Below are 25,490 nucleotides of genomic sequence, written 5' to 3'. Positions count from 1 at the left end.
CGGGTGCCTTCCGTGTGGCTCACAGCGCGGAGCCGAACAGGCTGGAGAGGAGGAGGTCGACGAGCTTGATCCCGACGAAGGGCACGACGAGACCGCCCAGCCCGTAGACCAGGAGGTTGCGCCGCAGCAGGCCGGCCGCCGTGGCGACCCGGTACGCGACGCCCCGCAGCGACAGCGGGATCAGCGCGACGATGACGAGCGCGTTGAAGATGACGGCCGAGAGGATCGCGGACTCCGGGCTGTGCAGCCGCATGACGTCCAGCGCCTCCAGGCTCGGGTACGCGGCGACGAGCATCGCGGGGATGATCGCGAAGTACTTGGCGACGTCGTTCGCGACCGAGAACGTCGTCAGCGCTCCCCGGGTGATGAGCAGCTGCTTGCCGATCTCGACGATGTCGATGAGCTTCGTCGGGTCGGAGTCGAGGTCGACCATGTTGCCGGCCTCCTTCGCCGCCGACGTACCCGAGCTCATCGCGACGCCGACGTCGGCCGCCGCGAGCGCGGGGGCGTCGTTCGTGCCGTCTCCGGTCATCGCGACGAGCCGCCCGCCGGCCTGCTCCTGGCGGATGAAGGCCATCTTCTCCTCGGGCGTCGCCTCGGCGAGGACGTCGTCGACCCCGGCCTCGGCCGCGATCGCCTTGGCGGTGATCGCGTTGTCGCCGGTCACCATGACGGTGCGGATACCCATCCGCCGCAGCTCGGCGAACCGTTCGGCCATGCCCGGCTTGACGACGTCCTTGAGGTGGACCACGCCGAGGATCTGCCCGGCCTCGCCGGGGCGTCGTACGGCCACCACCAGCGGCGTGCCCCCGTCCGCGCTGATGTGCGCGACGGCGGACTCGACGCTCGGCGGCAGCGAGGTCCGGTCGAGCCACGCGAGGACCGCCGACGCGGCGCCCTTGCGCACCACCGTCCCGTCTGCCAGATCCAGTCCGGACATCCGCGTCGTCGCGGAGAACGCGACGATCTCCGCGCCCGCCGGCAGCGGTACGTCGGGTGCGCCCTGCTCCAGCGCGAGCTCGACGATCGAGCGGCCCTCGGGCGTGGGGTCGGCCAGGCTGGACAGCCGGGCGGTGTCGCGCAGCAGCTCCGGGTCGACGCCCGCCTGGGCGACGAACGACGTGGCGCGACGGTTGCCGTACGTGATCGTGCCCGTCTTGTCGAGCAGCAGCGTGCCGACGTCACCGGCCGCCTCGACGGCCCGGCCCGACATCGCGAGGACGTTCACCCTGACCAGGCGGTCCATGCCGGCGATGCCGATCGCCGAGAGCAGCGCGCCGATCGTGGTCGGGATCAGGCACACCAGAAGCGCCACCAGGACGACCGTGCGCTGCGGGGCGCCGGCGTAGTCGGCCATCGGAGCCAGCGTCGCCACGGCGAGGAGGAAGACGATCGTGAGGCTGGACAGGAGGATCGTCAGCGCGTTCTCGTTGGGGGTCTTGCGCCGGGAGGTGCCCTCGACCAGCGCGATCATCGTGTCGAGGAACGTGCTGCCGGGGGCGGCGGTGATCTTCACGACGATCCGGTCCGAGAGCACGGTGGTGCCGCCCGTCACGGCGGACCGGTCGCCGCCGGCCTCGCGGATCACCGGTGCCGACTCGCCCGTGATCGCCGACTCGTCGACCGAGGCGATGCCCTCGACGACGTCGCCGTCACCGGGGATCACCTCGCCGGCCTCCACGACGACCCGGTCGCCGACCACGAGGTCGGTGCCCGGCACCTCCGTCACGGAGCCGTCGCGCTCGAGGCGACGCGCGACCGTGTCCTTGCGCGCGGCACGCAGCGAGGCGGCCTGCGCCTTGCCGCGGCCTTCGGCGACCGCCTCGGCGAGGTTGCCGAAGAGGACGGTCAGCCACAGCCAGGCCGCGATCGCGACCGTGAAGCCGTCGGGGTCGGCGACCGCGAGGACCGTGGTGAGGACCGACCCGACGAGGACCACGAACATCACCGGGTTGCGCCACATGTGGCGCGGGTCGAGCTTGGCCAGCGCCGTCGGCAGCTGGCGCACGAGCAGGGAGAGGGTCATGCGAGGGCCTCCGCGATCGGACCGAGAGCGAGCGCGGGGAAGTAGGTCAGGCCGGTCATCACGAGGATGACCCCGACCAGCAGGCCCGCGAACAGGGGAGTGTGGGTGGGCAGCGTCCCGGTGGTGGCCGGGACCTTGCCCTGCCGTGCCAGCGAGCCCGCGAGCGCCAGGACGAACAGGATCGGGACGAACCTGCCGAGGAGCATCGCGCCGGCCAGCATGAGCTGGAAGAAGGTCGAGGTGACGGTGATCCCGCCGAACGCGCTGCCGTTGTTGTTCGCCGCGGAGGTGAACGCGTAGACGACCTCCGTGAAGCCGTGGCCGCCCGGGTTGCCCATCGCGTCGGCGGTGCTCGGCAGGGCGATCGCGATCCCGACCCCGACGAGCACGAGCGCGGGAGTCGTCAGGGTGTAGAGCGCCACGTAGCGCATCTCGGTCGAGCGGATCTTCTTGCCGAGCAGCTCCGGCGTGCGCCCGACCATGAGCCCCGCGACGAACACGGCGAGGATCGCCATGACGAGGATCCCGTAGATGCCCGCGCCGACACCGCCCGGCGACACCTCGCCGAGCATCATGTTGACGAGGACGGCGCCGCCGCCGGCCGGGGTGAAGGAGTCGTGCGCCGAGTTGACCGCACCGGTCGAGGTGCCGGTGGTCGCCGTCGCGAAGAGGGCGGAGGCCCACTCGCCGAACCGTGTCTCCTTGCCCTCCATCGCCGCGCCGGCCGCCTGCGCTGCCTGCCCGTGGGCCCCGACCTCGGCCCAGGTGGTGATCGCCAGCGACGTCACGATCAGCGCCGTCATCGCGCCCAGCACCGCGTACCCCTGCCGGCGGTTGCCCAGCATGGTCCCGAGCGTGCGGGTGAGCGCGACGGGGATGAGGAGGATGAGGAAGATCTCGAGCAGGTTCGAGAAGCCGTTCGGGTTCTCGAACGGGTGGGCCGAGTTGGCGTTGTAGAAGCCTCCGCCGTTGGTGCCCAGCTCCTTGATCGCCTCCTGGCTCGCCGCCGGGCCGGTCGTGATCGTCTGCTGGCCGCCGGTCAGCGTGTCCACGACCTGGTCGGACGAGAAGCTCTGCACGGTCCCGGCGACGACGAGGAGCACCGCACCGACGAAGGCGATCGGGAGGAGGACCCGCAGGGTCACGCGGACGAGGTCGACCCAGAAGTTGCCGAGCTGGTCGGTCCGGTTTCTCGTGAAGCCACGGATGAGCGCCACGGCGACGGAGATGCCGACGGCCGCCGAGACGAAGTTCTGGACGGCGAGACCTGCCGCCTGCGCCGTCCACCCCAGCGTCGACTCGCCTGCGTACGACTGCCAGTTGGTGTTGGTCACGAACGACACGGCGGTGTTGAGGGCCATGTCCCACGGCATGCCCGCCTGTCCCCGCGCGTACGGCAGGAACGACTGCAGGACGAGCAGGAGGAAGAGGAGCGCGAGGCTGACGACGGAGAACCCGACGACGGCGAGCGCGTACGAGCGTGTGCTCTGCGCGGCGTCGGGGTTGACGCCGGCGAGCCGGTAGAGCGGGCGTTCGAGACGGCTGTGGCGCGGGCTCTCGAGGGTACCGGCGATGAAGTCGCCGAGGGGACGGTAGGCGAGGGCCAGCAGGCCGACCAGGGCGAGCAGGCTCAGGACGCCTGCGACAGCATCGCTCATCAGAACCGCTCCGGGTGGACGAGGGAGGCGACCAGGTAGCCGATCAGGAGGGCCACCAGGAGGATCAGGAGGCCGGTGTCAAGACTCATGTCTCGAGTCTTCGCCGCGTTCTCGGCGATCGGGGCGTCCTTGACGCGACCTTGACCGGCCTTGACGCGATCTTGACGGGCGGCGTCGAGGCGCGCTGCGGTCTCTGCTTACTCTGGAGGACGTGCCTGTGAACGCCGACTCCATCGACGCCGCGTACGAGCCCGTCTCGCGCGTCGCGACCCGTACGCCGCTGGAGCGCGCCGCGCGGCTGAGCGAGCGCACCGGCGCGGACGTGTGGCTCAAGCGCGAGGACCTGCAGGCCGTACGTTCGTACAAGCTGCGCGGTGCCTTCCACATGATCTCGCGGCTCACCGCCGAGGAGCGCGGGCGCGGCCTCGTCGCCGCCAGCGCAGGCAACCACGCGCAGGGCGTCGCGTACGCGGCGCGGGCGCTGGGGACCACCGCGCGGATCTACCTGCCGCGGACGACTCCGCGCCAGAAGCGCGAGCGGATCGCCGTGCTGGGCGGCGAGCACGTCGAGGTCATCGTCGGGGGCGACACGTACGACGCCGCCAGCGCGGCCGCCTCCGCCGACGCGGCGCGGACCGGCGCCACGGTCGTGCCCGCGTTCGACCACCCCGACGTGATCGCGGGGCAGGGCACCGTGGCACGCGAGGTCAGCGAGCAGCTGGGGGACTGCGTCCCCGACGTCGTGGTGGTGCCGGTCGGTGGTGGTGGGCTGATCGCCGGGATGGCGACGTGGCTCGCCGCGCACCACCCGCAGACCAGGGTCGTGGGCGTGGAGCCGTCCGGGGCGGCGAGCATGGCGGCGGCCCTCAAGCACGGCGCTCCCGTCACCCTCGACGAGGTGGACGCCTTCGTCGACGGTGCCGCGGTGCGGCGTGCCGGCGCGCACACGTACGCGACGCTGGCCGCGCTGGAGGCGGCGGGACGCCCCGTCGAGCTCGTCACCGTCGACCCCGGGCGCGTCAGCGAGGAGATGCTGGACCTCTTCGAGGTCGACGGCGTGATCGCGGAGCCCGCGGGTGCGCTGGCGGCAGCCGCCCTCCGGCTGCCGGGGATCGTGCTCCCGGGCGAGACCGCGGTCGTCGTGGTCTCCGGTGGCAACCACGACGTCAGCCGCTACGCCGAGGTGATCGAGCGTGCGCTGGTGTCGAAGGGGCTGAAGCACTACTGGCTCGTCGACTTCCCGCAGGAGCCCGGCGCGCTGCGCCGGTTCCTCGACGTGGTGCTCGGCCCGGACGACGACATCACGCTGTTCGAGTACGTGAAGCGGCACAACCGCGAGACCGGCCCGGCGCTGGTCGGGATCGAGCTGGGCGCGCCGGCGAACCTTCCCGGACTGCTCGAGCGGCTCGACGACTCGCCGCTGCGGGCGCAGAAGCTGTCACCGGACGACCCGGCGTTCCAGTTCCTCGTCTGAGGCCGCGAGAGGTCCGACGACTCAGTCGGTCGGGTATCCGGGTGCGCGCGCGGCGGCGCGCGGCGTGAGCAGGCCGCGACCGACTGCGGCGAGCAGCATCATCACGGTGGCGAGGCCCAGGTGCAGCCAGTCGTCGGCCTCGTCGACGGGCACGATGTTGGCACCGTGGTCGTGGTCGACGATGACCCCGTAGGCCCAGAGCACCAGGTACGCGACGCCGCCCCACAGCAGGAAGCGCAGGGAGCCCACGACGCTCCTCGCGAGCACGAGCCCCACCACGCCGAACGCGAGGTGGAGGAGGTTGTGCAGGACCGAGACCTGGAAGACCCCGAACAGCTGGGCACCGCTCTCGTGCCCGGCCCAGGTGAGGCTGCCGAGATCGGTCGTCACTCCGGGGACGAACCCGAGGATGCCCGCCAGCACGAACGCGGCGGCGACGACGGTCGCCATCGCGCGGACCGTCTGCACGGCCTTGTGCTCCGGGGTCGTGGTAGCAGCGATGTCTTTGGCCATGTCCGGCCGGTACCCACGCGAGGACGGGATAGCCGCGCCGTCAGACGCTCCGCGCCTCAGATGTCGGTGACGGCGGTGAGCAGGAACGCCGAGGGGACGAGCGCGCGTACCGAGTGACGCTCCCGCGGGACCTCGGTGATCATCCCCGTCTCGAGCGCGAGCGTCCCGGACGCGCTCACGATCTCGATCGAGCCCTTGAGCACGAGCACGCTGGCGGCAGGCGGGGCGTCGTGCTCGGCGAGCTCGGCCCCCTCCGCGAGCCCCAGCACGCTCTGGCGCAGCGGCCCGTCCTGGAGGACCAGCTCGGCGCTGCGGCCGTGCGGCGAGCTGCTGGCCGCCTCCACGTACTCCTCGGTCAGCGCGGCGATGTCACGCATCGCGTCTCCCTCCTGCGAGGCCCTGGGTCCCGGCGAGCGTAGCGCGGGTCGGCGTCCGCGGCTTCCGGGTGCGGGTCCGGCGCGCCGGACCTACGTTGACCCGAAGGAGGTCTGCGATGACCGAGACGACCCGTGAGGGACGCGCACGATCGCGACGCCGAGGCGCGACGCCGGGGACCGACGGCCCCGCGTCCGAGGCGCTGCTCGCGCTGGGAGACTTCTTCACCCGCTGGGACGAGAGCCCCGACCGACGCTCCGTCTACCGCGAGGGCGGGCGCAGCGGCGACGTCTTCTACCGCGATCGCTGGAGCCACGACAAGGTCGTCCGCTCGACGCACGGGGTGAACTGCACCGGGTCCTGCTCGTGGAAGGTGTACGTCAAGGACGGCATCATCACGTGGGAGGCCCAGCAGACCGACTACCCGAGCACCGGTCCCGACCGGCCGGAGTACGAGCCGCGGGGGTGCCCGCGAGGGGCCGCGTTCTCTTGGTACACGTACTCGCCGACCCGCGTCCGCTACCCGTACGGGCGGGGGACGCTCATCGAGATGTACCGCGAGGCGAAGAAGCGCCTGGGCGACCCGGTGCTCGCGTTCGCCGAGATCGCCGCCGACCCGGAGAAGCGGCGCCGCTACCAGAGCGCCCGCGGCAAGGGCGGTCTCGTCCGGATCTCCTGGGACGAGGCGATCGAGATCGCCGCCGCCGCTCACGTCAACACCATCAAGACGTACGGACCCGACCGCTGCGCGGGGTTCTCCCCGATCCCGGCGATGTCGATCGTGTCCCACTGCGTGGGCACGCGGTTCATCCAGCTCATCGGCGGCGTGATGACCTCGTTCTACGACTGGTACGCGGACCTGCCGGTCGCGAGCCCGCAGGTCTTCGGCGACCAGACGGACGTCCCGGAGTCCGGAGACTGGTGGGACGCCTCGTACCTGATGATGTGGGGCTCCAACGTGCCCGTGACCCGCACGCCGGACGCGCACTGGATGGCGGAGGTGCGCTACCGAGGCACCAAGGTGGTCGCGGTGTCGCCCGACTACGCGGACAACACGAAGTTCGCCGACGAGTGGATGCCAGCCCAGGCCGGGACCGACGCCGCACTCGCGATGGCGATGGGGCACGTGATCTTCAAGGAGTTCTACCTCGAGCGGCAGGTGCCGTTCTTCACCGACTACGTGAAGCAGTACACCGACCTGCCGTTCCTCGTGCGGCTCTCGCAGAGCGAGGACGGGGCGTGGGTGCCGGAGAAGTTCCTCACCGAGGCCGACCTCGGCGGGACGTCGGAGAACGCGGAGTCGAAGACAGTCGTCCTCGACGCGACCACGAACGACACCGTCGTCCCGAACGGGTCGATGGGCTTCCGCTACGGCGAGACCGGTGAGGGCCGGTGGAACCTCGATCTCGGCGAGGTGGACCCGGCGCTGTCGGTGATCGGCCCCGACGCGCGACCCGGTGAGGTCCTGATGGCGACGTTCGACACGCCGGACGGCTCGGGTTCGCTGGTGCGCCGCGGCATCCCGGTCCGTCAGGTCGCCGGCCACGCGGTGACGACGGTCCTGGACCTCATGCTCGCCCAGTACGGGGTGGGCCGTGACGGCCTTCCGGGAGAGTGGCCGACGGGGTACGACGACGCCTCCACCCCTTACACGCCCGCCTGGCAGGAGGAGATCACCTCCGTCCCCGCGGAGCAGTGCATCCGGATCGCGCGCGAGCTGGCCCGCAACTCCGAGGAGTCCGGAGGCCGCTCGATGATCATCATGGGCGCCGGCGTGTGCCAGTGGTTCCACGGCGACGTCAGCTACCGGGCGATCCTCACGCTCCTCATGGCGACAGGAGCGATGGGACGCAACGGCGGTGGCTGGGCGCACTACGTGGGGCAGGAGAAGTGCCGCCCGATCACCGGCTGGATCTCGCTGGCGAACGCCCTGGACTGGACGCGGCCGCCGCGGACGATGACCGGCACCTCGTACTGGTACATGCACACCGACCAGTGGCGCTCCGACGGCTCCCACCAGGACGTGCTCACGTCGCCGCTCGCGGAGGGGCACCTCGCGGGCCTGCACACCGCCGACGTGATCGCGAAGTCGGCGCGGCAGGGCTGGATGCCGTTCTACCCGCAGTTCGACCGCAACCCGCTCGACCTGGCCGACGAGGCGAGCGCGGCCACCGCCGACGGCAGCGCCGCCGATGCGGGGGCGTGGGTCGCCGACCGCCTGCGCGACGGCAGCCTGAACGCCGCGATCGACGACGTCGACGCGCCTGAGAACTGGCCGCGCACGCTGGTGCTGTGGCGCTCGAACCTCTTCGGCAGCTCGGCCAAGGGCAACGAGTACTTCCTCCAGTACCTCCTCGGCACCCAGTCCAACGTCGACGCGCCGGACGCCGCCGAGGCGCCCAAGACGATCCGCATGCGCCCCGAGGCGCCGCAGGGCAAGCTCGACCTCCTCGTGTCGGCCGACTTCCGCATGACGTCGACGACCCTGCTGAGCGACATCGTCTTCCCCGCCGCGACCTGGTACGAGAAGTACGACCTGAGCTCGACCGACATGCACCCGTACGTCCACGCGTTCACGCCGGCGATCGACCCGCCGTGGGAGGCGCGCAGCGACTACGACATGTTCGTCGCCCTCGCCCGTCGTCTCTCCGAGCTGGCGAAGACGCACCTCGGGACCCGCAAGGACCTCGTCACCGTGCCGCTGCAGCACGACACCCCGGGTGAGATCGCCCAGCGGGGCGGACGTGACCTCGACTGGCGCGAGGGCGAGGTGGAGCCGGTCGCGGGCAAGACGATGCCGGCGGTCGCGGTCGTCGAGCGGGACTACACGGCGATCGCCGACAAGCTCGTCACCGTCGGTCCGAAGGCCGAGCAGCTCGGCTTCGCCGTCAAGAACGTCACGTACCAGCTCGACGAGGCGGTGCGGTCCCTCGCGGCCAAGCACGGCGTGATGTCGTCGGGCCCGGCGGCCGGCCGGCCGGCGATCGACACGGACGCCCGGCTGGCGGAGGCGGTCCTCACCTTCTCGGGGACGACCAACGGCGCCCTCGCCGTCCAGGGATTCCGCGACCTCGAGCGTCGTACGGGCAGGCGGCTCGTGGACCTTGCCGAGGGTGCGGAGGAGAAGAAGATCACCTTCGCGATGACCCAGGACTCCCCGCAGCCGGTGATCACCTCGCCGGAGTGGTCGGGCTCGGAGACCGGAGGGCGACGGTACGCGCCGTTCACGGTCAACATCGAGCGGCTCATGCCGTTCCGTACGCTCACGGGCCGCATGCACTTCTTCCTCGACCACGACTGGATGCGCGACTACGGCGAGCAGCTCCCGACGTACCGGCCGCCGCTGGACATGCACCTCATGTACGGCGACGCACGGCTCCCGGACGGCCATGCCCCAGGTGGTCGAGTAGAGCGGAGCGCCAGCGGAGCTCGTATCGAGACCTCGGGTCTCGATACGTCCTCGCCTAGCGGCTCGGACTACTCGACCGGCCAAGGGGGCGGCTCGGACTACTCGACCGGCCAGGGTGAGGGTGGCTCGGTGCAGATCGCGGTCCGCTACCTGACGCCGCACAACAAGTGGTCGATCCACTCCGAGTACCAGGACAACCTGCTGATGCTCTCCCTGTCGCGCGGCGGCCCGACGGTGTGGATGAGCATCGCCGACGCGGACAAGATCGCGGTCGTCGACAACGACTGGGTCGAGTGCGACAACGCCAACGGCGTCTTCGTCGGCCGCGCGATCGTCAGCCACCGGATGCCCGAAGGCGTGGTCTACGTCCACCACGCGCAGGAGCGGACGATCGACGTCCCCAAGTCGCAGAAGACGGGCCGGCGCGGCGGCATCCACAACTCGGTCACGCGCCTGCTGGTCAAACCGACGCACATGATCGGCGGGTACGCCCAGCTGTCGTACACGTTCAACTACCTCGGCCCCACCGGCAACCAGCGCGACATCGTCTGCACGGTGCGCAAGCGGACCGCTCCCGTCAGGTACTGAGGAGGTGGCGACGACATGAAGGTCATGGCACAGGTCGCGATGGTGATGAACCTCGACAAGTGCATCGGGTGCCACACGTGCTCGGTGACCTGCAAGCAGGCGTGGACCAACCGCGCCGGCGTCGAGTACGTGTGGTTCAACAACGTCGAGACGCGGCCCGGTCAGGGCTATCCGCGCCGCTACGAGGACCAGGAGAAGTGGCGCGGCGGGTGGGTCCGCAACCGGCGCGGGCGGATCTCGCTGCGCACGGGCAGCCGCGCCCGGCGCCTGATGACGATCTTCGCGAGCCCGGTCCAGCCGGAGCTGTCGGACTACTACGAGCCGTGGACGTACGACTACGAGAACCTCACCCGCGCGCCGCTCGGCGACGACTTCCCCGTGGCGCGCCCGAAGTCGCTGATCACCGGCGACGACATGGCGATCACCTGGTCGGCGAACTGGGACGACAACCTCGGCGGAGGTCCGTCGGCGATCGCGCAGGACCCGATCGTCGAGAAGGTGCGACGCGAGTCGGAGGAGAAGATCCGCACCGACCTCGAGAGCACCTTCATGTTCTACCTGCCGCGGATCTGCGAGCACTGTCTCAACCCGTCGTGCATGGCGTCGTGCCCGAGCGGGGCGATCTACAAGCGCTCCGAGGACGGCATCGTGCTCGTCGACCAGGACCGGTGCCGCGGCTGGCGGCAGTGCATCACCGGCTGCCCGTACAAGAAGATGTACTTCAACCACAAGTCGGGCAAGGCCGAGAAGTGCACGTTCTGCTACCCGAGGGTCGAGGTCGGCATCCCGACGGTGTGCGCGGAGACGTGCGTCGGGCGGCTGCGTTACATCGGGGTCTTCCTGTACGACGCCGACCGGGTCGCCGAGGCGGCGGCGGTGGAGGACGAACGCGACCTGTACGAGGCGCAGCTCGACCTGATGCTCGACCCCGACGACCCGCGGGTCGTGGCGGAGGCCCGGGCCCAGGGGATCCCGGAGGACTGGATCAACGGGGCGCAGCGGTCGCCGGTCTACGCGCTGGCGAAGAAGTACCGGATCGCGCTGCCGCTGCATCCGGAGTACCGGACGATGCCGATGGTCTGGTACGTCCCGCCGCTGTCGCCGATCGTCGACCTGCTCGCCGGACAGGGCCACGACGCGGAGGATGCCGGCACGCTCTTCGGGGCGATCGAGGCGCTGCGCATCCCCGTCGAGTACCTCGCCGAGCTGTTCACCGCCGGCGACACCGACATCGTGACCGACGTGCTGCGCAAGCTGGCCGCGATGCGGTCGTACATGCGCGGCCTCAACCTCGGCAAGGAGCCCGACGCCTCCATCCCCGAGTCGGTCGGGATGACCGAGGAGGCGATGTACGAGATGTACCGCCTCATGGCGCTGGCGAAGTACGACGAGCGGTACGTGATCCCGACGGCGCACACCGAGCAGGCGCACGACCTGGAGGAGATGGGCTGCTCCCTCGACTTCGAGGAAGGGCCGGGCATGTACGAGTCCGGGCCGGTCGGAGAGGCGAGCGGACGTCCCGTACCGGTCGCCGTCGAGACGTTCCACGCGCTGCGCCAACGCCAGGAGTCCGACACGATCGCCGCTCCCGACCCGCAGCGCAGCGGCCAGGTGAACCTCCTCAACTGGGACGCGCGAGGCACCGCCGACGGGGTCTTCCCGGGGAGGGGTGACGGCTGATGAAGGACCACCGGGTCGTGCACCGCGCCGCGGCGATCCTGCTGGCCTACCCCGACGACGAGACGTACGCCCGCCTCCCGCTGGTCCGCAGCGCCCTGGAGGAGAGCGCGCCGAAGGGTGGTCGAGACCTGCTTGCCTTCGTCGACGCGGCCGAGACCACGCCGCAGGAGACGCTCGCCCGGCGCTACGTCGAGGTGTTCGACCTCGACCGCAAGCACCCTCTCTACCTGTCCTACTTCACCGACGGCGACACGCGGCGGCGTGGCGAGGTGCTCGCCGGCATCAAGCAGGCGTACCGCGACTCCGGCCTCGTCGTCGACACCCACGGCGAGCTGCCCGACTACCTGCCGATGGTCCTCGAGCTCGCCGCGCACGATCCTGAGCGGGGTCGGGCGCTCCTGGAGCAGTACCGCCCCAGCGTCGAGCTGCTGCGGCTGGCGCTCGAGGCCGCCGAGACGAAGGCGCCGACGCCGTGGGCGCACGTGCTGCGTGGCGTCTGCGCGACGTACGACGGCCCCGGGCCGCGCGACAAGGCGGCGGCGATGGCGATGGCCGGGCCGCCGACCGAGACCGTCGGCCTCGACGCGTACGACCCCCGCCTGCTGCCGATGCACGAGACGAGCGGAGGCTCACGATGAGCACGGTGCTGTGGGGAGTGATCCCGTACCTCGTCATCGCGGTCTTCGTGGGCGGGCTGATCTGGCGCTACCGCTACGACCAGTTCGGCTGGACCACCCGCTCGTCGCAGCTGTACGAGTCGCAGCTCCTGCGGATCGCGTCCCCGCTGTTCCACTTCGGCATCCTGGTGGTCGTCATCGGGCACGTGATCGGGCTCGTGATCCCGGAGTCGTGGACCGACGCGATGGGCGTCAGCGAGTCGCAGTACCACGCGCTGGCGCTGAGCCTGGGAGCGATCGCCGGCTTCGCCACGCTCGTCGGCGTGGGGCTGCTGATCTACCGCCGTCGCAAGACTGGTCCTGTCTTCATGGCGACGACCAAGAACGACAAGACGATGTACGTGGTGCTGGTTGCCGCGATCGTCGCCGGGCTCGCGACGACCGTCATCAGCGTTTTCGACACCAACGTCACCGACTACCGGCACACCGTCTCGCCGTGGTTCCGCTCGTTGTTCGTGCTGCAGCCCGACGTCGACGCGATGGCCGCGGCCTCCACGTCGTTCCAGGTCCACACGCTGGTCGGTCTCGCGCTGTTCGCGATCTGGCCGTTCACGCGGCTGGTGCACGCGTTCACCGCGCCGCTGCACTACTTGTTCCGCCCCTACATCGTCTACCGCAGCCGCGACGCCGTCCCTGCGACCCGGGCCCCGCGGCCGGGCTGGGATCCCGTCGGCACCCGCGACCGCGACCGCTGACCTGAGGTCGAGAGGGCCCATCATGAGCACCGAAGCCACCACACTGCCGGCGCTTCCGAAGGCCGCGCAGACCCGCAACCTGATTCTCGCCACCTGGGCGTTCGCGATCAGCTTCTGGGCGTGGAACCTCATCGGCCCCCTCGCTGCGCGGTACGCGACCGAGATGGACCTCTCGTCGACGCAGAAGTCGTTCGCCGTCGCCGTCCCGGTGATCGTCGGTGCGCTGGGGCGGATCGCCGCCGGGACCCTCACCGACAAGTACGGCGGACGCCTCATGTTCACCGTGCTGCTGGTGCTGTCGGCGCCGTTCGTCATCCTCGTCGCGGTCGCCGGCAACGCCGACTCGTACGCGATGCTGGTGGTCTTCGGGTTCTTCCTCGGCATCGCAGGCACGACGTTCGCCGTCGGCATCCCGATGGTGAAGGCGTGGTACGAGAAGCCGCGGCAGGGGTTCGCGACCGGGCTGTTCGGCGCGGGCATGGGCGGCACCGCGCTGTCGTCCTTCTTCACGCCGCGCTTCGTCGACTGGTTCGGCTACACCGTGACGCACGTGATCATCGCGGTCGCGCTGCTCGTGACCGCGGCGCTGTGCTGGTTCTTGATGCGGGACTCGCCGCGCTGGTCGCCGTCCTCCCAGCCGGCGACGCCCAAGCTGGTCGCGGCCCTCAAGGAGCCGGTCACGTGGCAGATGTCGTTGCTGTACGCGATCGCGTTCGGCGGCTTCGTGGCGTTCTCGACGTACCTGCCGACCTACCTCGGCGACGTCCTCACGTACGACTACGACCTGACGGCGGCCGGCGAGCGGACCGCGGGCTTCGCGATCGCGGCGGTGGTCGCCCGTCCGATCGGCGGGACGCTCTCCGACAAGCTCGGACCGCGGCTGGTCACGATGATCTCGCTCGCGGGCACCGCCGTGATGGCGGTCGTGCTGGCGCTGAGGCCGGAGCCGGAGTGGCCGGCCGGTATCTCGTTCGTGCTGATGGCGACGTTCCTCGGGCTGGGTGCCGGCTCGGTCTTCGCCTGGGTCGCGCTGCGAGCGCCTGCGGACAAGACCGGCTCGGTGACCGGCATCGTCGGTGCGGCCGGCGGGCTCGGCGGGTTCTTCCCGCCGCTGGTCATGGGCGCGACGTACAACGAGCAGGACCACACGTACACGACCGGACTCCTGCTGCTGTGCCTCAGTGCGGCGCTCGTGCTCCTGTACACCGTGTTCGGCCTGCGCGAGCGTCCTGGCGGTCGCCGCAAGGCCACCTAGGCGGCGCGGACTTGGTCGAGGATCACCTGGGTCACGAGCTCGGGCTCGTCGATCATCGGCACGTGCCCTGCGCCGGGCAGCAGTACGTGGGTGAGCCCGGGCAGCTGCGCACGGGCACGCTCGGCCTGGACGGGCAGGAGGATGCGGTCCTTCGTGCCCCAGGCGATCGTCGCGGGGACGGACGGCTGGGAGCGGTAGGCGTAGCGCGCGCCGGCGCGCAGCACCCGGTTGAAGGCCGTGCAGCCGCGCAGCGCACGCAGGTCGCCGAGGAACGCGTCCGACGCGAGACGTCCTCCGTGCGCGTGCAGGCTCGCCATGGCGATCCCGCGTGCCCAGTCGCGCTGGGCCACCTGCTGGGTGACCGGGTTCGGCAGGTACGAGGAGGCGCGGATCGACATGAGCACCGTGAACGCCCACAGACGCTCGCGCTCGGTCCAGAAGCCGGCGGGGGAGAGGGCGGTGGCGCTTCGGACCGAGCTGCGGGCGGCCAGCTCCAGCGCGATCGCGCCGCCGAGGGAGTTGCCCGCCACGTGCGGACGATCCAGGCCGAGATCGCGGAAGAACCCCTCCAGCGCCTCGGTGAGGTGGTCCATCCGGTCGCGGCCCTGCCGGGGCAGCTGCCCGGACGCGCCGAACCCGGGCAGGTCGAGCGCGATGAGGTCGTGGTGCGCGGCCAGCCGGTCCGCGACCGGCCCCCACGCCTCCTTGCGGTGGCCGATGCCGTGGATGAGGACCAGCGGCTCGCCCGAACCCCGGCGGCTGTACACGATGTCGCCCATCGGAGACTCCTGTCACCCATGATGTGACATGCGGCATGTCACGTCCTGGCGGCAGAATAGCTCACCTGCGGGTTGACAACCATGACAGTCCTACTGTCAGAATCGGAGCGTGACCCACACCACGTCCTCGCCGGCGGCCCCCGCTGGCGGCCCGCTCTCCGGTGTCCGTGTCGTCGAGATCGCCGGGATCGGTCCCGGCCCCTTTGCCGCGATGCTGCTCGCGGACCTCGGGGCCGACGTGATCCGCGTCGACCGGGTGACCCCAGGCGGACTTGCCGTGATCCCGCAGGACAAGGACCTCCTCGCGCGAGGGCGGCGGTCGGTCGCCCTCGACCTCAAGCGCCCCGCGGGCGTCGCCGTGCTGCTCGACCTGGTCGGGCGGGCCGACGTGCTCGTCGAGGGCTTCCGTCCTGGGGTGGCCGAGCGCCTCGGGTTCGGTCCCGACGTGTGCCTCGGGATCAACCCGCGACTCGTGTACGGGCGGATGACCGGCTGGGGCCAGGAGGGACCGCTGGCTCCCAGTGCGGGCCACGACATCAACTACGTCTCGGTGGCGGGCGCGCTGGACCCGATCGGGCGCGCAGGCGGACCCCCGCAGATCCCGATGAACCTGCTCGGCGACTTCGCCGGCGGCTCGATGTACCTCGTCGTCGGCGTGCTGGCCGCGCTCGTCGAGGCCCGCGAGTCCGGTCGCGGCCAGGTGGTCGACGCCGCGATCGTCGACGGCACCGCGCACCTGCTGACGATGATCTCGAACCTCCAGCAGGTGGGGGCGTGGAGCGACGCCCGGGGGACCAACCTGCTCGACAGCGGGTCGCCCTTCTACGACGTCTACGAGACCGCCGACGGGCTGTGGATGTCGGTCGGCGCGCTCGAGCCGCAGTTCTACGACGAGATGGTCACGCTGCTCGAGCTCGAGGACCTTCCCGACCGCTTCGACGTCACGCAGTGGCCCCGGCTGCGCGAGCGGTTCGCGGCACGCTTCGCCGAGCGCACGCAGGCCGAGTGGGCGGCGGTGTTCGAAGGCACGGACGCGTGCGTGGCGCCCGTGGTGCCGATGCGCGACGCGCCGAAGCACCCGCACCTCGTCGCCCGCGGCACGTACGTCGAGCACGACGGCGTCGTCCAGGCGGCACCCGCACCCCGGTTCTCCCGTACGCCTGCCTCCCTGGGCCGTGCGCCGTCCAAGCCCGGTGCCGACACCCGCGAGGCGCTCGCCGCGTGGGGCATCGAGGACGTCGACGCCCTCATCGACTCCGGCGCCGCCGTGCAGCGCGACGCCGACTGACCCGTACGCCCGCCTCACGAGGAGCACCATGAAGCGCACGATCTTCACCCCCGAGCACGACGCGTTCCGAGACGCCTTCCGCACGTTCGTGGACAAGGAGATCCGGCCGTACCACGACCAGTGGGAGAAGGACGGGATCGTCTCGCGCGACATGTGGCGCGCCGCCGGCAAGCAGGGGTTCCTCGGCTTCATGATGCCCGAGGAGTACGGGGGCGGCGGCGTCTCCGACTTCCGCTTCAACGCGATCATCGACGAGGAGCTGGCGCGTGCGCACGCCAGCGGCGTCGGCTTCCCGCTGCACGTGGACCTCGTGTCCGGCTACCTGCTGTCGTACGCGACCGAGGAGCAGAAGGCGCGTTGGCTGCCGAAGTTCTGCACCGGCGAGTCGATCGCCGCGATCGCGATGACCGAGCCCGGCACCGGCTCCGACCTGCAGTCGATCGCGACCACGGCGATCGACCAGGGCGACCACTACCTGGTGAACGGGCAGAAGACGTTCATCTCCAACGGCATCCTCGCCGACCTCGTCGTCGTCGCGGTCAAGACGGACCCCGACGCCGGCGCACGCGGCGTCTCGTTGATCGTCCTCGAGCGGGGGATGGAGGGCTTCGAGCGCGGACGCAACCTCGACAAGCTCGGCCTCAAGGCGCAGGACACCGCAGAGCTCTTCTTCACCGACGTCAAGGTGCCCAAGGAGAACCTCCTTGGCGAGGAGGGCAAGGGCTTCATCTACCTCATGGAGAAGCTGCCGCAGGAGCGCCTCGCGATCTCCGTCGCCGCCGCGGCCGCATGCCGTGCCGTCATCGACCTCACGCTCGAGTACGTCAAGGAGCGCAAGGCCTTCGGCCGGCCGATCGGCTCCTTCCAGAACAGCCGCTTCGTGCTCGCCGAGCTCGAGACCGAGGCGCAGATCGCCCAGGTCTTCGTCGACCGCTCGATCACCGAGCTCAACGCCGGCACCCTGTCGGTCGCCGACGCCGCGATGGGCAAGTGGTGGACGACCGAGCTCCAGAAGAAGACGGTCGACAAGTGCCTGCAGCTGTTCGGCGGGTACGGGTTCATGTCGGAGTACCCGATCTCGAAGGCGTACGCGGACACCCGCATCCAGACGATCTACGGCGGCACGACCGAGATCATGAAGGAGATCATCGGCCGCACGATGGGGATCTGACCGAGCCCTGGTCGCTTGCGGCTCGCAGACCCGACAGGATGGCGCCATGAGCGAATCTCCCCAGAAGACCGGCACGATCCTCGTCGGCAGCGACGGCTCGGCAGGGGCCCGGCGCGCGCTGCACTGGGCGATGACCGAGGCGGACCTGCGCCGCGCGGCCGTGCGCGTCGTCGTCACCGTCGACCCGGAGCGGTCCTCGGTCACGTCGGTGGCCGAGGGTGAGCGGATCGCCGCCGAGACCACCGAGGCGGCGACGCTGCACGGCGGTGACACCGAGGTCACCGTCGGAGTCCACGAGGGGCTGCCGGTGGACGTGCTCCTCTCGGAGGCGGCCGGCGCGCAGATGCTCGTCATCGGCAGCCACGGCACCTCCTCGATCCGCCACAACGCGCTCGGGTCGGTCAGCGACGTGCTCGCCCGGACGGCGCCGTGCCCGGTCGTCATCCTCCCGATGGGTGCCGCGTGAGCGACCCCCGTGCGGGCATGCCGACGTCGTCCGAGCGGATGACGGTCGAGCAGCTCGCCGAGCGCGTCGGGATGACCGTCCGGACGATCCGCTTCTACGCCGGGCGCGGCCTCATCCCGCCGCCCGTGCGAGAGGGGCGCAACGGCTTCTACGGCCCCGACCACCTCGCCCGCCTCGAGCTGGTGCGTGAGCTGCAGGCGCACGGGTTCACCCTCTCGGCCATCGAGGGCTACCTCGAGCGCCTCCCGGCCACGGCGTCGCCCGCCGACGTCGCGCTCCAGCGCACGATGCTCGCGCCGTGGCTCTCCGACCTCCCCGAGACCGTCGCCCGCGACGTGCTGGAGATCCGGGCAGGGCGTTCGCTCAGTGACGACGACGTCGAGCTGCTCGTGGCCCTCCGCGTCGTCGAGCCGACGCCGGACGAGGACGTCTTCCGGGTGTCGCCTGCGCACCTGTCCGTCGGGGTGGCGATGATCGACCTCGGCCTGCCGCTGGACGCCGCCGTCGAGGCCGAGCGCCTCTTCGAGTCCCACGCGCGCGCGATCGCCCGCGAGCTGACCGACATCTTCCGGCAGAAGGTCCTGCCGCACTACCGCGCGAGCGGGGAGTCCGCCGAGGCGATCACCGCGATGGTCGAGCGGTTCAAGCCGCTGACGGTGCAGGCGCTGGTCACCGCGTACGAGAGCGCCGTCAACGAGACCAAGCGAGAGACCGTGCGCCGCCGCACGTAGGGTGTCAGCGCCGTTCGCTGTCCGTCCCGGAGGAGGCGCCGTGTCCGACGTGCCCGCCTGGTTCACACACGCCGTGGAGACCCCGTACGACCGCCGCGAGGTCGAGGTCCAGGGCGCCCGCATCACGTACCGCACGTGGGGGGCGGCGGGGGCGCCCGTCGTCGTCCTCGTCCACGGGGGTGCCGCCCATGCCGGTTGGTGGGACCACGTGGCGCCGTTCCTGGCCACCGCTCACCGCGTGGTCGCGCTGGACCTGTCAGGCCACGGCGACTCCGGCCGGCGCCCGGCGTACGACCTCGAGACGTACGCCGCCGAGGTGCTTGCGGTCGCGGAGGCGGAGGCGTCCTCCGGGGAGGAGAACCCCTGCGTGATCGGCCACAGCATGGGCGGGTTCGTCGCGCTCACGGCGGCTCGTGACCACGGGGCGCGCCTGGCGGGGGTGTGCGCGATCGACTCGCCGGTGCGGCAGATGTCTCCCGAGGCACGTGCCTGGCGCGAGTCCGGTCAGCGCCCGCCCGACAACAAGGTCTACCCGTCGCGCGAGGCTGTCCTCGCGCGGTTCCGCCCGCTCCCGAACGACGGCCCGGTCCTGCCGTACGTGAAGGACCACGTCGCGGCCGCCTCGGTCCGCGAGGTCGAGGGAGGCTGGTCCTGGAAGTTCGACCCTGCCATCTTCTTCGGTTCCGCGATGGAGCCGGAGGAGCTCGCCGAGTCGGTCTGCCCGGCGGCGCTGATCCGAGGCGAGCGCGGGCTGGCGACCACCGACATCACCTCGACCGTCGCCGAACGGCTCGGCGGTCACGTCCCCGTCACCGTGATCCCCGACGCCGGGCACCACATCATGCTCGACCAGCCGGTGGCGCTGATCGCCTCGCTGCAGGCGCTCGTCGGGGAGTGGCGTCGCCCGTCTGGGTAGCCCAAGGGCCGCTTGGCACTGTGACAGTGCTGCTGTCATAGTGATGTCGGTATCATTGACTTACTCGTTACTCGCAAGTAACTTTTGCCGGGTCGTCAACGAACGAAGGACCGCCATGACTGAGGCATTCATCTACGACGCGATCCGCACCCCCCGCGGGCGCGGCAAGAAGACCGGATCCCTGCACGAGGTGAAGCCCATCAGCCTCGTGACCGGCCTCCTCGAGGAGGTCCAGAAGCGCAACCCGACGCTGGACGCGGGGCAGGTCGAGGACGTCGTCCTCGGGTGCGTCACGCCCGTCGGCGACCAGGGTGCCGACATCGCGAAGACCGCCGCGCTCGCCGCCGGCCTCCCCGACACCGTCGCCGGTGTCCAGCTCAACCGCTTCTGCGCCTCGGGTCTCGAGGCCGTCAACCAGGCCGCGCAGCGCGTGCGCTCCGGCTGGGAGGACCTGATCCTCGCCGGCGGTGTCGAGTCGATGAGCCGCGTCCCGATGGCCAGCGACGGCGGCGCGTGGGCCATGGACCCGCAGACCGCGTTCGACACCGACTTCGTGCCCCAGGGCATCGGCGCCGACCTCATCGCGACCATCGAGGGCTTCACGCGCACCGACGTCGACACGTACGCCGCCGAGTCGCAGGCGCGTGCCGCCAAGGCGATCGCCAACGGCTACTTCGCCAAGTCCGTCGTGCCGGTGACCGACATCAACGGCCTCACGATCCTCGACCACGACGAGTTCGTCCGTCCCGGCACGACCGTCGAGTCGCTCAGCAGCCTGCCGCCGTCCTTCGAGGCGATCGGCGACTTCGGCGGCTTCGACTCGGTGGCCCTCGAGAAGTACCGCCACGTCGAGAAGATCAACCACGTCCACCACGCCGGCAACAGCTCGGGCATCGTGGACGGCGCCGCGATCGTCGTCATCGGCAGCGAGGAGGCCGGCAAGCGCAACGGCCTGACCCCCCGCGCGCGGATCCTGGCGACGGCCGTCTCCGGCTCCGAGCCGACCATCATGCTCACCGGCCCGGCGCCGGCGACCCGCAAGGCGCTGGCCAAGGCCGGCCTCGAGGCGAGCGACATCGACCTGTACGAGATGAACGAGGCGTTCGCCGCGGTCGTCCTGCGCTTCATGAAGGACATGTCGGTCCCGCACGACATCGTCAACGTCAACGGCGGCGCCATCGCCCTCGGCCACCCCCTCGGTGCCACCGGCGCGATGATCCTCGGCACCCTCGTCGACGAGCTCGAGCGTCGCGACCAGCGCTACGGCGTCGCCACGCTGTGCGTCGGCGGCGGCATGGGCATCGCCACCGTCGTCGAGCGTCTCTGACCCTCGCCCACCGACTCACACACGGAGCAGATTTTCATGACTGACAACACTGTGCCGTCGGCGGCCGAGGCCGTCCGCTACGAGCGTGACGAGGACGGCATCGTCACCCTGGTCCTCGACGACCCCAACCAGAGCGCCAACACGATGAACGCGGCCTACCAGGCCTCGATGGCCAAGGCCGTCGAGCGTCTGGTCGCCGAGCGCGACGACGTCGTCGGCGTCGTCATCGCCAGCGCCAAGAGCACCTTCTTCGCCGGTGGCGACCTCAAGCTCATGACGCAGATGACCCCGGCGGACGCCGAGGCCGTCTTCACCGAGGTCGAGTCGATGAAGGCGACGCTGCGCACGCTGGAGACCCTCGGCAAGCCCGTGGTCGCCGCGATCAACGGGGCCGCCCTCGGTGGCGGGCTCGAGATCGCGCTCGCCGCGCACCGCCGCATCGCAGTCGACGGCCGCTACGAGATCGGCCTCCCCGAGGTCACCCTCGGTCTGCTGCCCGCAGGCGGCGGCGTCACGCGTACGGTCCGCATGTTCGGCCTCCAGAAGGCGCTCATGGAGGTGCTCCTCCAGGGCCCGCGCATGAAGCCGGCCCGCGCCAAGGAGACCGGTCTGATCGACGAGATCGTCGCGACGCAGGACGAGCTCGTCCCGGCCGCCAAGGCGTGGATCCTCGCCAACAAGGACGATGCCGACGCCTTCACCCAGCCCTGGGACAAGAAGGGCTACCGGATGCCGGGCGGCACGCCGTCCTCGCCGAAGCTCGCGCAGTTCCTCCCCGCGTTCCCCTCGAACCTGCGCAAGCAGACCAAGGGCGCGCCGATGAAGGCACCGCGCAACATCATGTCGGCAGCCGTCGAGGGTGCGCAGGTCGACTTCGACACCGCCTCGCGGATCGAGTCGCGCTACTTCGTGGACCTGGTCACCGGCCAGCAGTTCAAGAACATGACCCAGGCGTTCTTCTTCGACCTCGGTGCCATCAACGCGGGCGGCTCGCGTCCGGCCGGCATCGAGAAGACGAAGGCGACCAAGCTCGCCATCCTCGGCGCGGGCATGATGGGCGCCGGCGTGGCGTACGTGTCGGCGCGCGCCGGCATCGACGTCGTCCTGAAGGACGTCTCGCTCGAGGCCGCCGAGAAGGGCAAGTCCTACAGCACCAAGCTGCTCGACAAGCAGGTCGAGAAGGGCCGCCTGACGCCGGAGAAGCGCGACGAGATCCTCGCCCGCATCCACCCGACCGCCGACTACGCCGACCTCGAGGGCTGCGACTTCGTCATCGAGGCCGTCTTCGAGTCGGTCGACCTCAAGAAGCAGGTCTTCGGCGACCTCGAGCCGGTCGTGAAGCCGGACGCGCTGCTCGGCTCCAACACGTCGACGCTGCCGATCACGATCCTCGCCGAGGGCGTGAAGCGTCCTGAGGACTTCATCGGGATCCACTTCTTCTCGCCGGTCGACAAGATGCCGCTGGTCGAGATCATCGTGGGCGAAAAGACCTCGGACGAGGCCATTGCGCGTGCGCTGGACTACGTCAAGCAGATCAAGAAGACCCCGATCGTCGTCAACGACAGCCGCGGCTTCTTCACCAGCCGCGTCTTCGGCACCCTGACGATGGAGGGTGTCGAGATGCTCGCCGAGGGTCTCGATCCGGTGGCGATCGAGCGCGCCGCGACGACCAAGGGCTTCCCGGCCCCGCCGCTGGCGATGATCGACGAGGTCACCCTGACGCTCCCGCAGAAGATCAACGCGGAGGCCAAGGCGGCCGCGGAGGGCGAGGGCAAGGCGTTCCCCGACAGCGCGGCGATGGACGTCATCAACGCGCTCGTCGACCAGGACCGCAAGGGCAAGGCGGCCGGTGCCGGGTTCTACGAGTACCCCGCCGACGCCAAGAAGCGTCTCTGGGACGGCCTCTCGCAGTTCCGCAAGGAAGGCGCGGAGATCCCGTGGGAGGACATGCAGGAGCGGTACACGTTCATCATGGCCCTCGAGACGGTCCGCTGCCTCGAGGAGGGCGTGCTGCGCACGGTCGCCGACGCCAACATCGGCTCGATCTTCGGCATCGGCTTCCCCCCGCTGTACGGCGGCGCGCTGCAGTACATCAACGGGTACGAGGCCGCTGACGGCCGCATCGGCGTGAAGGCGTTCACCGAGCGTGCTCAGGAGCTCGCGGAGCGTTACGGCGAGCGCTTCACTCCGCCGGCGCTGCTGCTCGAGAAGGCGTCGAAGGACGAGAAGTTCTTCTGATCGGCCACCGCGAGCCGATCGACGCTGCGAGGCCCCGGGACCGTACGGTCTCGGGGCCTTCGCGCGTCCGGCGCACGTCGGGCCGCCAGGTGAGCAGCAGTGCGAGGGCGAGCATCAGCTCGACGATGTCGCCGCCGAAGTACATGAGGCTGCCGGCGGCGCGCAGCTCGTCGGCCGGTGCGTCGACCTGGACGAAGAGGCCGGCGTACAGGAGCTGCGACACGGTGGCGTGCAGCGCGATGGCCACGCCGAGGACAACGAGGCGCACGCGTACGGAGGGTCGGCCGGGTGCCGGGTCCGGCCCGGCGATGACCCACGCGAACAGCAGCCCCGCGAGCAGCAGGTGCACGTGCACGAGGGCGTGGACCGCCGTGCTCTGCGTGCTCCACGCGTACAGCGGGGTGAGGTAGAGGACGAGCAGCCCGCCGCTGTTGAGCAGGAGCGCGACGGACGGCCGGCTGAGCAGGGCGACCGGGCGTGAGCGCAGCACGTGGCCCAGGGCCAGCGCGCGTCGGCGCGGCAGCGCCCGGAGCGCCAGGGTCACCGGTGCGCCGAGTACCAGGAGGAGCGGAGCGAGCATGGCGAGCAGGAGGTGCTGCGCGGCGTGCCCGGAGAAGCTCTCGTCCGAGAGCCGCTCCATCGGAGGTGAGAGCGACAGTGCGAGCACGAGGCCTCCACCGACGAACGCGAGGGTGCGGGCGGTCGGCCATCCGCGCCCGCGGCGCTCGGCGACGGCCGCCGCGACGTACGCCGTCACGGCGATCGCGACGACGGCCAACGGCACCGTCGCCAGCAGGAGGTCGAACGCCCGCGCGAACGTCCCGTCGCTGTCACCGGGGCCGTGCGCGACCAGGACGCCGTGCGACGTCAGCGGTAGCCTCATGCCTCGCCGCGGTCACGCGTGGCGTCGGTGTACGTCGCGCCCCGTTGCAGGAGGTACCCGGCGACGACGAGCACGGCGCCGAGCGCCAGGAAGCCGAGGTCCCACGCCAGCTCGTTCGGGCCGCTGCGGACGTGGTGGATGCCGAGGATGTGGTGGTCGACGATCCCTTCGACGAGGTTGAAGACGCCCCATCCCGCGAGCACCCACCCCCACAGCGCGCGCGAGGCCCACACGCGTCCGCGCGAGTGCTGGATGCGCGAGTAGAGGAGCGCCAGGCCGAGGAGCACCATCACCCAGGTGAACGTGTGGAAGACGCCGTCCCAGACCGTGTTCATCCGCAGGCCATGGACGGTGTCGGCCGGATACGTCGGGATGCCGACGTTGTCGCTGCCGGTCGACGTCAGCATGTGGTGCCACTGCAGGATCTGGTGCAGCAGGATCCCGTCGACGAAGCCGCCGAGCCCGACTCCCAGGACGAGGCCGGGAAGCCGGAGGGAGGGGGGTGCGCCGACCGTGCGTACTCGCGCGTCGCTGCGGACGTGGTCATGCTCCTCCCTCCGACGGACGGCTAGTACCCGTGCTTGTGCCTCGTCATGCACCGCGATTTCCCGCGCCGAGAGGCGCGTGCCGGTATACCCTCGGCTATATGTCCGGTCTCGCCCACTTCCGGCCGCTGCGCGAGGAGGTGCGCGACGAGCTCCGGTCACGCATCACGAGCGGCACCTATGCTCCCGGCACACGCCTGGTCGAACGGACGATCGCCAGCGAGCTCGGCGTCTCGCGCGTGCCCGTACGGGAGGCGCTGCAGGCTCTCGTCCTCGAGGGGTTCGCGGAGGACCGTCTGACGAGGGGCATCGCGGTGCGCAGCTACGACGCCGCGCAGATCGCCGACCTCGCTCAGGTCGGCGGTGCGCTCGAAGCGGTCCTCGTCCGCCGGCTCGCCACCTATGCGCGGCCGTCGGACCTCGCGCCGCTTCGCGACGTCCTCGACGAGGCCGCGTTCGTCATCGGTGCCGGCGACGTGCCGGCGGCGGTGGCCGCGAACGCGCGCTTCCACGAGGTCCTCCAGGAGCTCGGCCGCGGAACGATCGTGGGGGAGGTGCTCACCACGATCGGCGAGCGGCGGCGCTGGCTGATGCGTCAGCACACCGACCCGGCGCCGATCCACGCGGAGCACGAGGCCTTGTACGCGGCGCTGGTGGCGGCCGACGTCGAGGGCGCGGTCGCGCTCGTCGAGGCGCACGCCCGGGGCTCGGTCGTCCACGCCGTGACCAGCCAGCCGGGCGCCCGCCGCTAGCGCGGTACCGCTCCCGCGCCGGCTTCCGACTTGCGCCATCGACA

At 70.8% G+C, this 25,490-nt stretch carries 22 protein-coding genes; 14 read left to right on the top strand and 8 right to left on the bottom strand.

Annotation, left to right across the window (positions count from 1 at the left end):
• Positions 1 to 19: 19 nt before the first annotated feature.
• Genes kdpB through NYZ95_RS10295 form a run of 3 tightly spaced genes read right to left on the bottom strand, consistent with a single transcriptional unit; the run spans position 20 to position 3,773 of the window.
• Entirely contained in the window at positions 20 to 2,026 is a 2,007-nt protein-coding gene (gene kdpB / locus NYZ95_RS10305) for a potassium-transporting ATPase subunit KdpB (protein WP_262851184.1), read from the bottom strand.
• On the bottom strand, positions 2,023 to 3,684 hold the full coding sequence (gene kdpA / locus NYZ95_RS10300; protein ID WP_262851183.1) for a potassium-transporting ATPase subunit KdpA: 1,662 nt from the start codon (positions 3,682 to 3,684) through the stop codon (positions 2,023 to 2,025). Before kdpA ends, kdpB begins: the two co-directional genes overlap by 4 nt.
• Positions 3,684 to 3,773, bottom strand: coding sequence for a potassium-transporting ATPase subunit F (locus NYZ95_RS10295; protein WP_262851182.1), 90 nt, complete (start codon positions 3,771 to 3,773; stop codon positions 3,684 to 3,686). Before NYZ95_RS10295 ends, kdpA begins: the two co-directional genes overlap by 1 nt.
• 122 nt (positions 3,774 to 3,895) lie before the next feature.
• Here NYZ95_RS10295 and ilvA point away from each other — a divergent pair, with 122 nt between their 5' ends.
• Positions 3,896 to 5,158, top strand: coding sequence for a threonine ammonia-lyase IlvA (gene ilvA / locus NYZ95_RS10290; RefSeq protein ID WP_308212232.1), 1,263 nt, complete (start codon positions 3,896 to 3,898; stop codon positions 5,156 to 5,158).
• 21 nt (positions 5,159 to 5,179) lie between these two features.
• Here ilvA and NYZ95_RS10285 read toward each other — a convergent pair whose 3' ends face one another.
• On the bottom strand, positions 5,180 to 5,671 hold the full coding sequence (locus NYZ95_RS10285; RefSeq protein ID WP_262851181.1) for a DUF4383 domain-containing protein: 492 nt from the start codon (positions 5,669 to 5,671) through the stop codon (positions 5,180 to 5,182).
• Positions 5,672 to 5,727: 56 nt separating this feature from the next.
• On the bottom strand, positions 5,728 to 6,048 hold the full coding sequence (locus NYZ95_RS10280; RefSeq protein WP_262851180.1) for a cupin domain-containing protein: 321 nt from the start codon (positions 6,046 to 6,048) through the stop codon (positions 5,728 to 5,730).
• A 116-nt stretch (positions 6,049 to 6,164) separates the two neighbouring features.
• Between NYZ95_RS10280 and NYZ95_RS10275 the strand changes: the two genes are divergently transcribed.
• The 5 genes from NYZ95_RS10275 to NYZ95_RS10255 are packed head-to-tail and all read left to right on the top strand — an operon-like array spanning position 6,165 to position 14,350.
• On the top strand, positions 6,165 to 10,043 hold the full coding sequence (locus NYZ95_RS10275; protein ID WP_262851179.1) for a nitrate reductase subunit alpha: 3,879 nt from the start codon (positions 6,165 to 6,167) through the stop codon (positions 10,041 to 10,043).
• A 15-nt stretch (positions 10,044 to 10,058) separates the two neighbouring features.
• Positions 10,059 to 11,723: a nitrate reductase subunit beta gene (gene narH, locus NYZ95_RS10270; protein ID WP_262851178.1), complete on the top strand. Its 1,665-nt coding sequence runs from the start codon at positions 10,059 to 10,061 to the stop codon at positions 11,721 to 11,723.
• On the top strand, positions 11,723 to 12,361 hold the full coding sequence (narJ, locus tag NYZ95_RS10265; protein ID WP_262851177.1) for a nitrate reductase molybdenum cofactor assembly chaperone: 639 nt from the start codon (positions 11,723 to 11,725) through the stop codon (positions 12,359 to 12,361). Before narH ends, narJ begins: the two co-directional genes overlap by 1 nt.
• A complete protein-coding gene (gene narI / locus NYZ95_RS10260; RefSeq protein ID WP_262851176.1) occupies positions 12,358 to 13,095 on the top strand; it encodes a respiratory nitrate reductase subunit gamma in 738 nt (245 codons plus the stop codon). Before narJ ends, narI begins: the two co-directional genes overlap by 4 nt.
• 22 nt (positions 13,096 to 13,117) lie before the next feature.
• On the top strand, positions 13,118 to 14,350 hold the full coding sequence (locus NYZ95_RS10255; RefSeq protein WP_262851175.1) for an MFS transporter: 1,233 nt from the start codon (positions 13,118 to 13,120) through the stop codon (positions 14,348 to 14,350).
• On the opposite strand, the gene NYZ95_RS10250 is transcribed toward NYZ95_RS10255, so the two are convergent.
• A complete protein-coding gene (locus NYZ95_RS10250) occupies positions 14,347 to 15,129 on the bottom strand; it encodes an alpha/beta fold hydrolase (RefSeq protein WP_262851174.1) in 783 nt (260 codons plus the stop codon). The two genes, NYZ95_RS10255 and NYZ95_RS10250, sit on opposite strands and share 4 nt — an antisense overlap.
• A gap of 109 nt (positions 15,130 to 15,238) precedes the next feature.
• Here NYZ95_RS10250 and NYZ95_RS10245 point away from each other — a divergent pair, with 109 nt between their 5' ends.
• The 7 genes from NYZ95_RS10245 to NYZ95_RS10215 all read left to right on the top strand — a co-directional run bounded on the left by NYZ95_RS10245 (position 15,239) and on the right by NYZ95_RS10215 (position 23,266).
• Entirely contained in the window at positions 15,239 to 16,417 is a 1,179-nt protein-coding gene (locus tag NYZ95_RS10245) for a CaiB/BaiF CoA transferase family protein (protein WP_262851173.1), read from the top strand.
• Between the two features lie 28 nt (positions 16,418 to 16,445).
• Positions 16,446 to 17,588 (top strand): acyl-CoA dehydrogenase family protein, encoded by a 1,143-nt coding sequence (locus tag NYZ95_RS10240; RefSeq protein WP_262851172.1) that lies wholly within the window; start codon positions 16,446 to 16,448, stop codon positions 17,586 to 17,588.
• Positions 17,589 to 17,634: 46 nt separating this feature from the next.
• A complete protein-coding gene (locus NYZ95_RS10235; protein WP_262851171.1) occupies positions 17,635 to 18,054 on the top strand; it encodes a universal stress protein in 420 nt (139 codons plus the stop codon).
• Positions 18,051 to 18,785 carry a MerR family transcriptional regulator gene (locus tag NYZ95_RS10230; protein WP_262851170.1) on the top strand — a complete coding sequence of 245 codons (735 nt, stop codon included), beginning with the start codon at positions 18,051 to 18,053 and terminating at the stop codon, positions 18,783 to 18,785. The genes NYZ95_RS10235 and NYZ95_RS10230 overlap by 4 nt, the downstream gene beginning before the upstream one ends.
• Before the next feature lie 40 nt (positions 18,786 to 18,825).
• Positions 18,826 to 19,701 carry an alpha/beta fold hydrolase gene (locus NYZ95_RS10225; RefSeq protein WP_262851169.1) on the top strand — a complete coding sequence of 292 codons (876 nt, stop codon included), beginning with the start codon at positions 18,826 to 18,828 and terminating at the stop codon, positions 19,699 to 19,701.
• Positions 19,702 to 19,816: 115 nt separating this feature from the next.
• Complete coding sequence (locus NYZ95_RS10220; RefSeq protein ID WP_262851168.1) at positions 19,817 to 21,028, top strand: acetyl-CoA C-acetyltransferase; 1,212 nt, start codon at positions 19,817 to 19,819, stop codon at positions 21,026 to 21,028.
• A gap of 36 nt (positions 21,029 to 21,064) precedes the next feature.
• Positions 21,065 to 23,266, top strand: a complete 2,202-nt coding sequence (locus NYZ95_RS10215) for a 3-hydroxyacyl-CoA dehydrogenase NAD-binding domain-containing protein (RefSeq protein ID WP_262851167.1) — start codon at positions 21,065 to 21,067, stop codon at positions 23,264 to 23,266.
• Here NYZ95_RS10215 and NYZ95_RS10210 read toward each other — a convergent pair.
• Both NYZ95_RS10210 and NYZ95_RS10205 read right to left on the bottom strand, forming a co-directional pair.
• Positions 23,211 to 24,149, bottom strand: a complete 939-nt coding sequence (locus tag NYZ95_RS10210) for a cytochrome c oxidase assembly protein (RefSeq protein WP_262851166.1) — start codon at positions 24,147 to 24,149, stop codon at positions 23,211 to 23,213. The genes NYZ95_RS10215 and NYZ95_RS10210 overlap by 56 nt on opposite strands.
• Positions 24,146 to 24,748: a DUF2243 domain-containing protein gene (locus NYZ95_RS10205; protein WP_262851165.1), complete on the bottom strand. Its 603-nt coding sequence runs from the start codon at positions 24,746 to 24,748 to the stop codon at positions 24,146 to 24,148. The genes NYZ95_RS10210 and NYZ95_RS10205 overlap by 4 nt, the downstream gene beginning before the upstream one ends.
• 47 nt (positions 24,749 to 24,795) lie before the next feature.
• On the opposite strand from NYZ95_RS10205, the gene NYZ95_RS10200 reads away from it, so the two are divergent.
• A complete protein-coding gene (locus NYZ95_RS10200; protein ID WP_262851164.1) occupies positions 24,796 to 25,446 on the top strand; it encodes a GntR family transcriptional regulator in 651 nt (216 codons plus the stop codon).
• Positions 25,447 to 25,490 lie beyond the last annotated feature (44 nt).

The organism is Mumia quercus, from assembly GCF_025506335.1.
Taxonomy (GTDB): domain Bacteria; phylum Actinomycetota; class Actinomycetes; order Propionibacteriales; family Nocardioidaceae; genus Mumia; species Mumia quercus.
This window is presented reverse-complemented; position numbering and strand designations above follow the sequence as displayed.

What these genes read in the sequence shown, in the direction of transcription:
- narI (WP_262851176.1), top strand. Translation starts at nt 12,358, where the DNA reads ATGAGCACGGTGCTGTGGGGAGTGATCCCGTACCTCGTCATCGCGGTC.
- NYZ95_RS10255 (WP_262851175.1), top strand. Translation starts at nt 13,118, where the DNA reads ATGAGCACCGAAGCCACCACACTGCCGGCGCTTCCGAAGGCCGCGCAG.
- NYZ95_RS10240 (WP_262851172.1), top strand. Translation starts at nt 16,446, where the DNA reads ATGAAGCGCACGATCTTCACCCCCGAGCACGACGCGTTCCGAGACGCC.
- NYZ95_RS10220 (WP_262851168.1), top strand. Translation starts at nt 19,817, where the DNA reads ATGACTGAGGCATTCATCTACGACGCGATCCGCACCCCCCGCGGGCGC.
- NYZ95_RS10210 (WP_262851166.1), bottom strand. Translation starts at nt 24,149, where the DNA reads ATGAGGCTACCGCTGACGTCGCACGGCGTCCTGGTCGCGCACGGCCCC.
- narH (WP_262851178.1), top strand. Translation starts at nt 10,059, where the DNA reads ATGAAGGTCATGGCACAGGTCGCGATGGTGATGAACCTCGACAAGTGC.
- NYZ95_RS10280 (WP_262851180.1), bottom strand. Translation starts at nt 6,048, where the DNA reads ATGCGTGACATCGCCGCGCTGACCGAGGAGTACGTGGAGGCGGCCAGC.
- kdpA (WP_262851183.1), bottom strand. Translation starts at nt 3,684, where the DNA reads ATGAGCGATGCTGTCGCAGGCGTCCTGAGCCTGCTCGCCCTGGTCGGC.
- NYZ95_RS10285 (WP_262851181.1), bottom strand. Translation starts at nt 5,671, where the DNA reads ATGGCCAAAGACATCGCTGCTACCACGACCCCGGAGCACAAGGCCGTG.
- NYZ95_RS10235 (WP_262851171.1), top strand. Translation starts at nt 17,635, where the DNA reads ATGAGCGAATCTCCCCAGAAGACCGGCACGATCCTCGTCGGCAGCGAC.
- kdpB (WP_262851184.1), bottom strand. Translation starts at nt 2,026, where the DNA reads ATGACCCTCTCCCTGCTCGTGCGCCAGCTGCCGACGGCGCTGGCCAAG.
- NYZ95_RS10250 (WP_262851174.1), bottom strand. Translation starts at nt 15,129, where the DNA reads ATGGGCGACATCGTGTACAGCCGCCGGGGTTCGGGCGAGCCGCTGGTC.
- NYZ95_RS10295 (WP_262851182.1), bottom strand. Translation starts at nt 3,773, where the DNA reads ATGAGTCTTGACACCGGCCTCCTGATCCTCCTGGTGGCCCTCCTGATC.
- narJ (WP_262851177.1), top strand. Translation starts at nt 11,723, where the DNA reads ATGAAGGACCACCGGGTCGTGCACCGCGCCGCGGCGATCCTGCTGGCC.
- NYZ95_RS10275 (WP_262851179.1), top strand. Translation starts at nt 6,165, where the DNA reads ATGACCGAGACGACCCGTGAGGGACGCGCACGATCGCGACGCCGAGGC.
- NYZ95_RS10200 (WP_262851164.1), top strand. Translation starts at nt 24,796, where the DNA reads ATGTCCGGTCTCGCCCACTTCCGGCCGCTGCGCGAGGAGGTGCGCGAC.
- NYZ95_RS10215 (WP_262851167.1), top strand. Translation starts at nt 21,065, where the DNA reads ATGACTGACAACACTGTGCCGTCGGCGGCCGAGGCCGTCCGCTACGAG.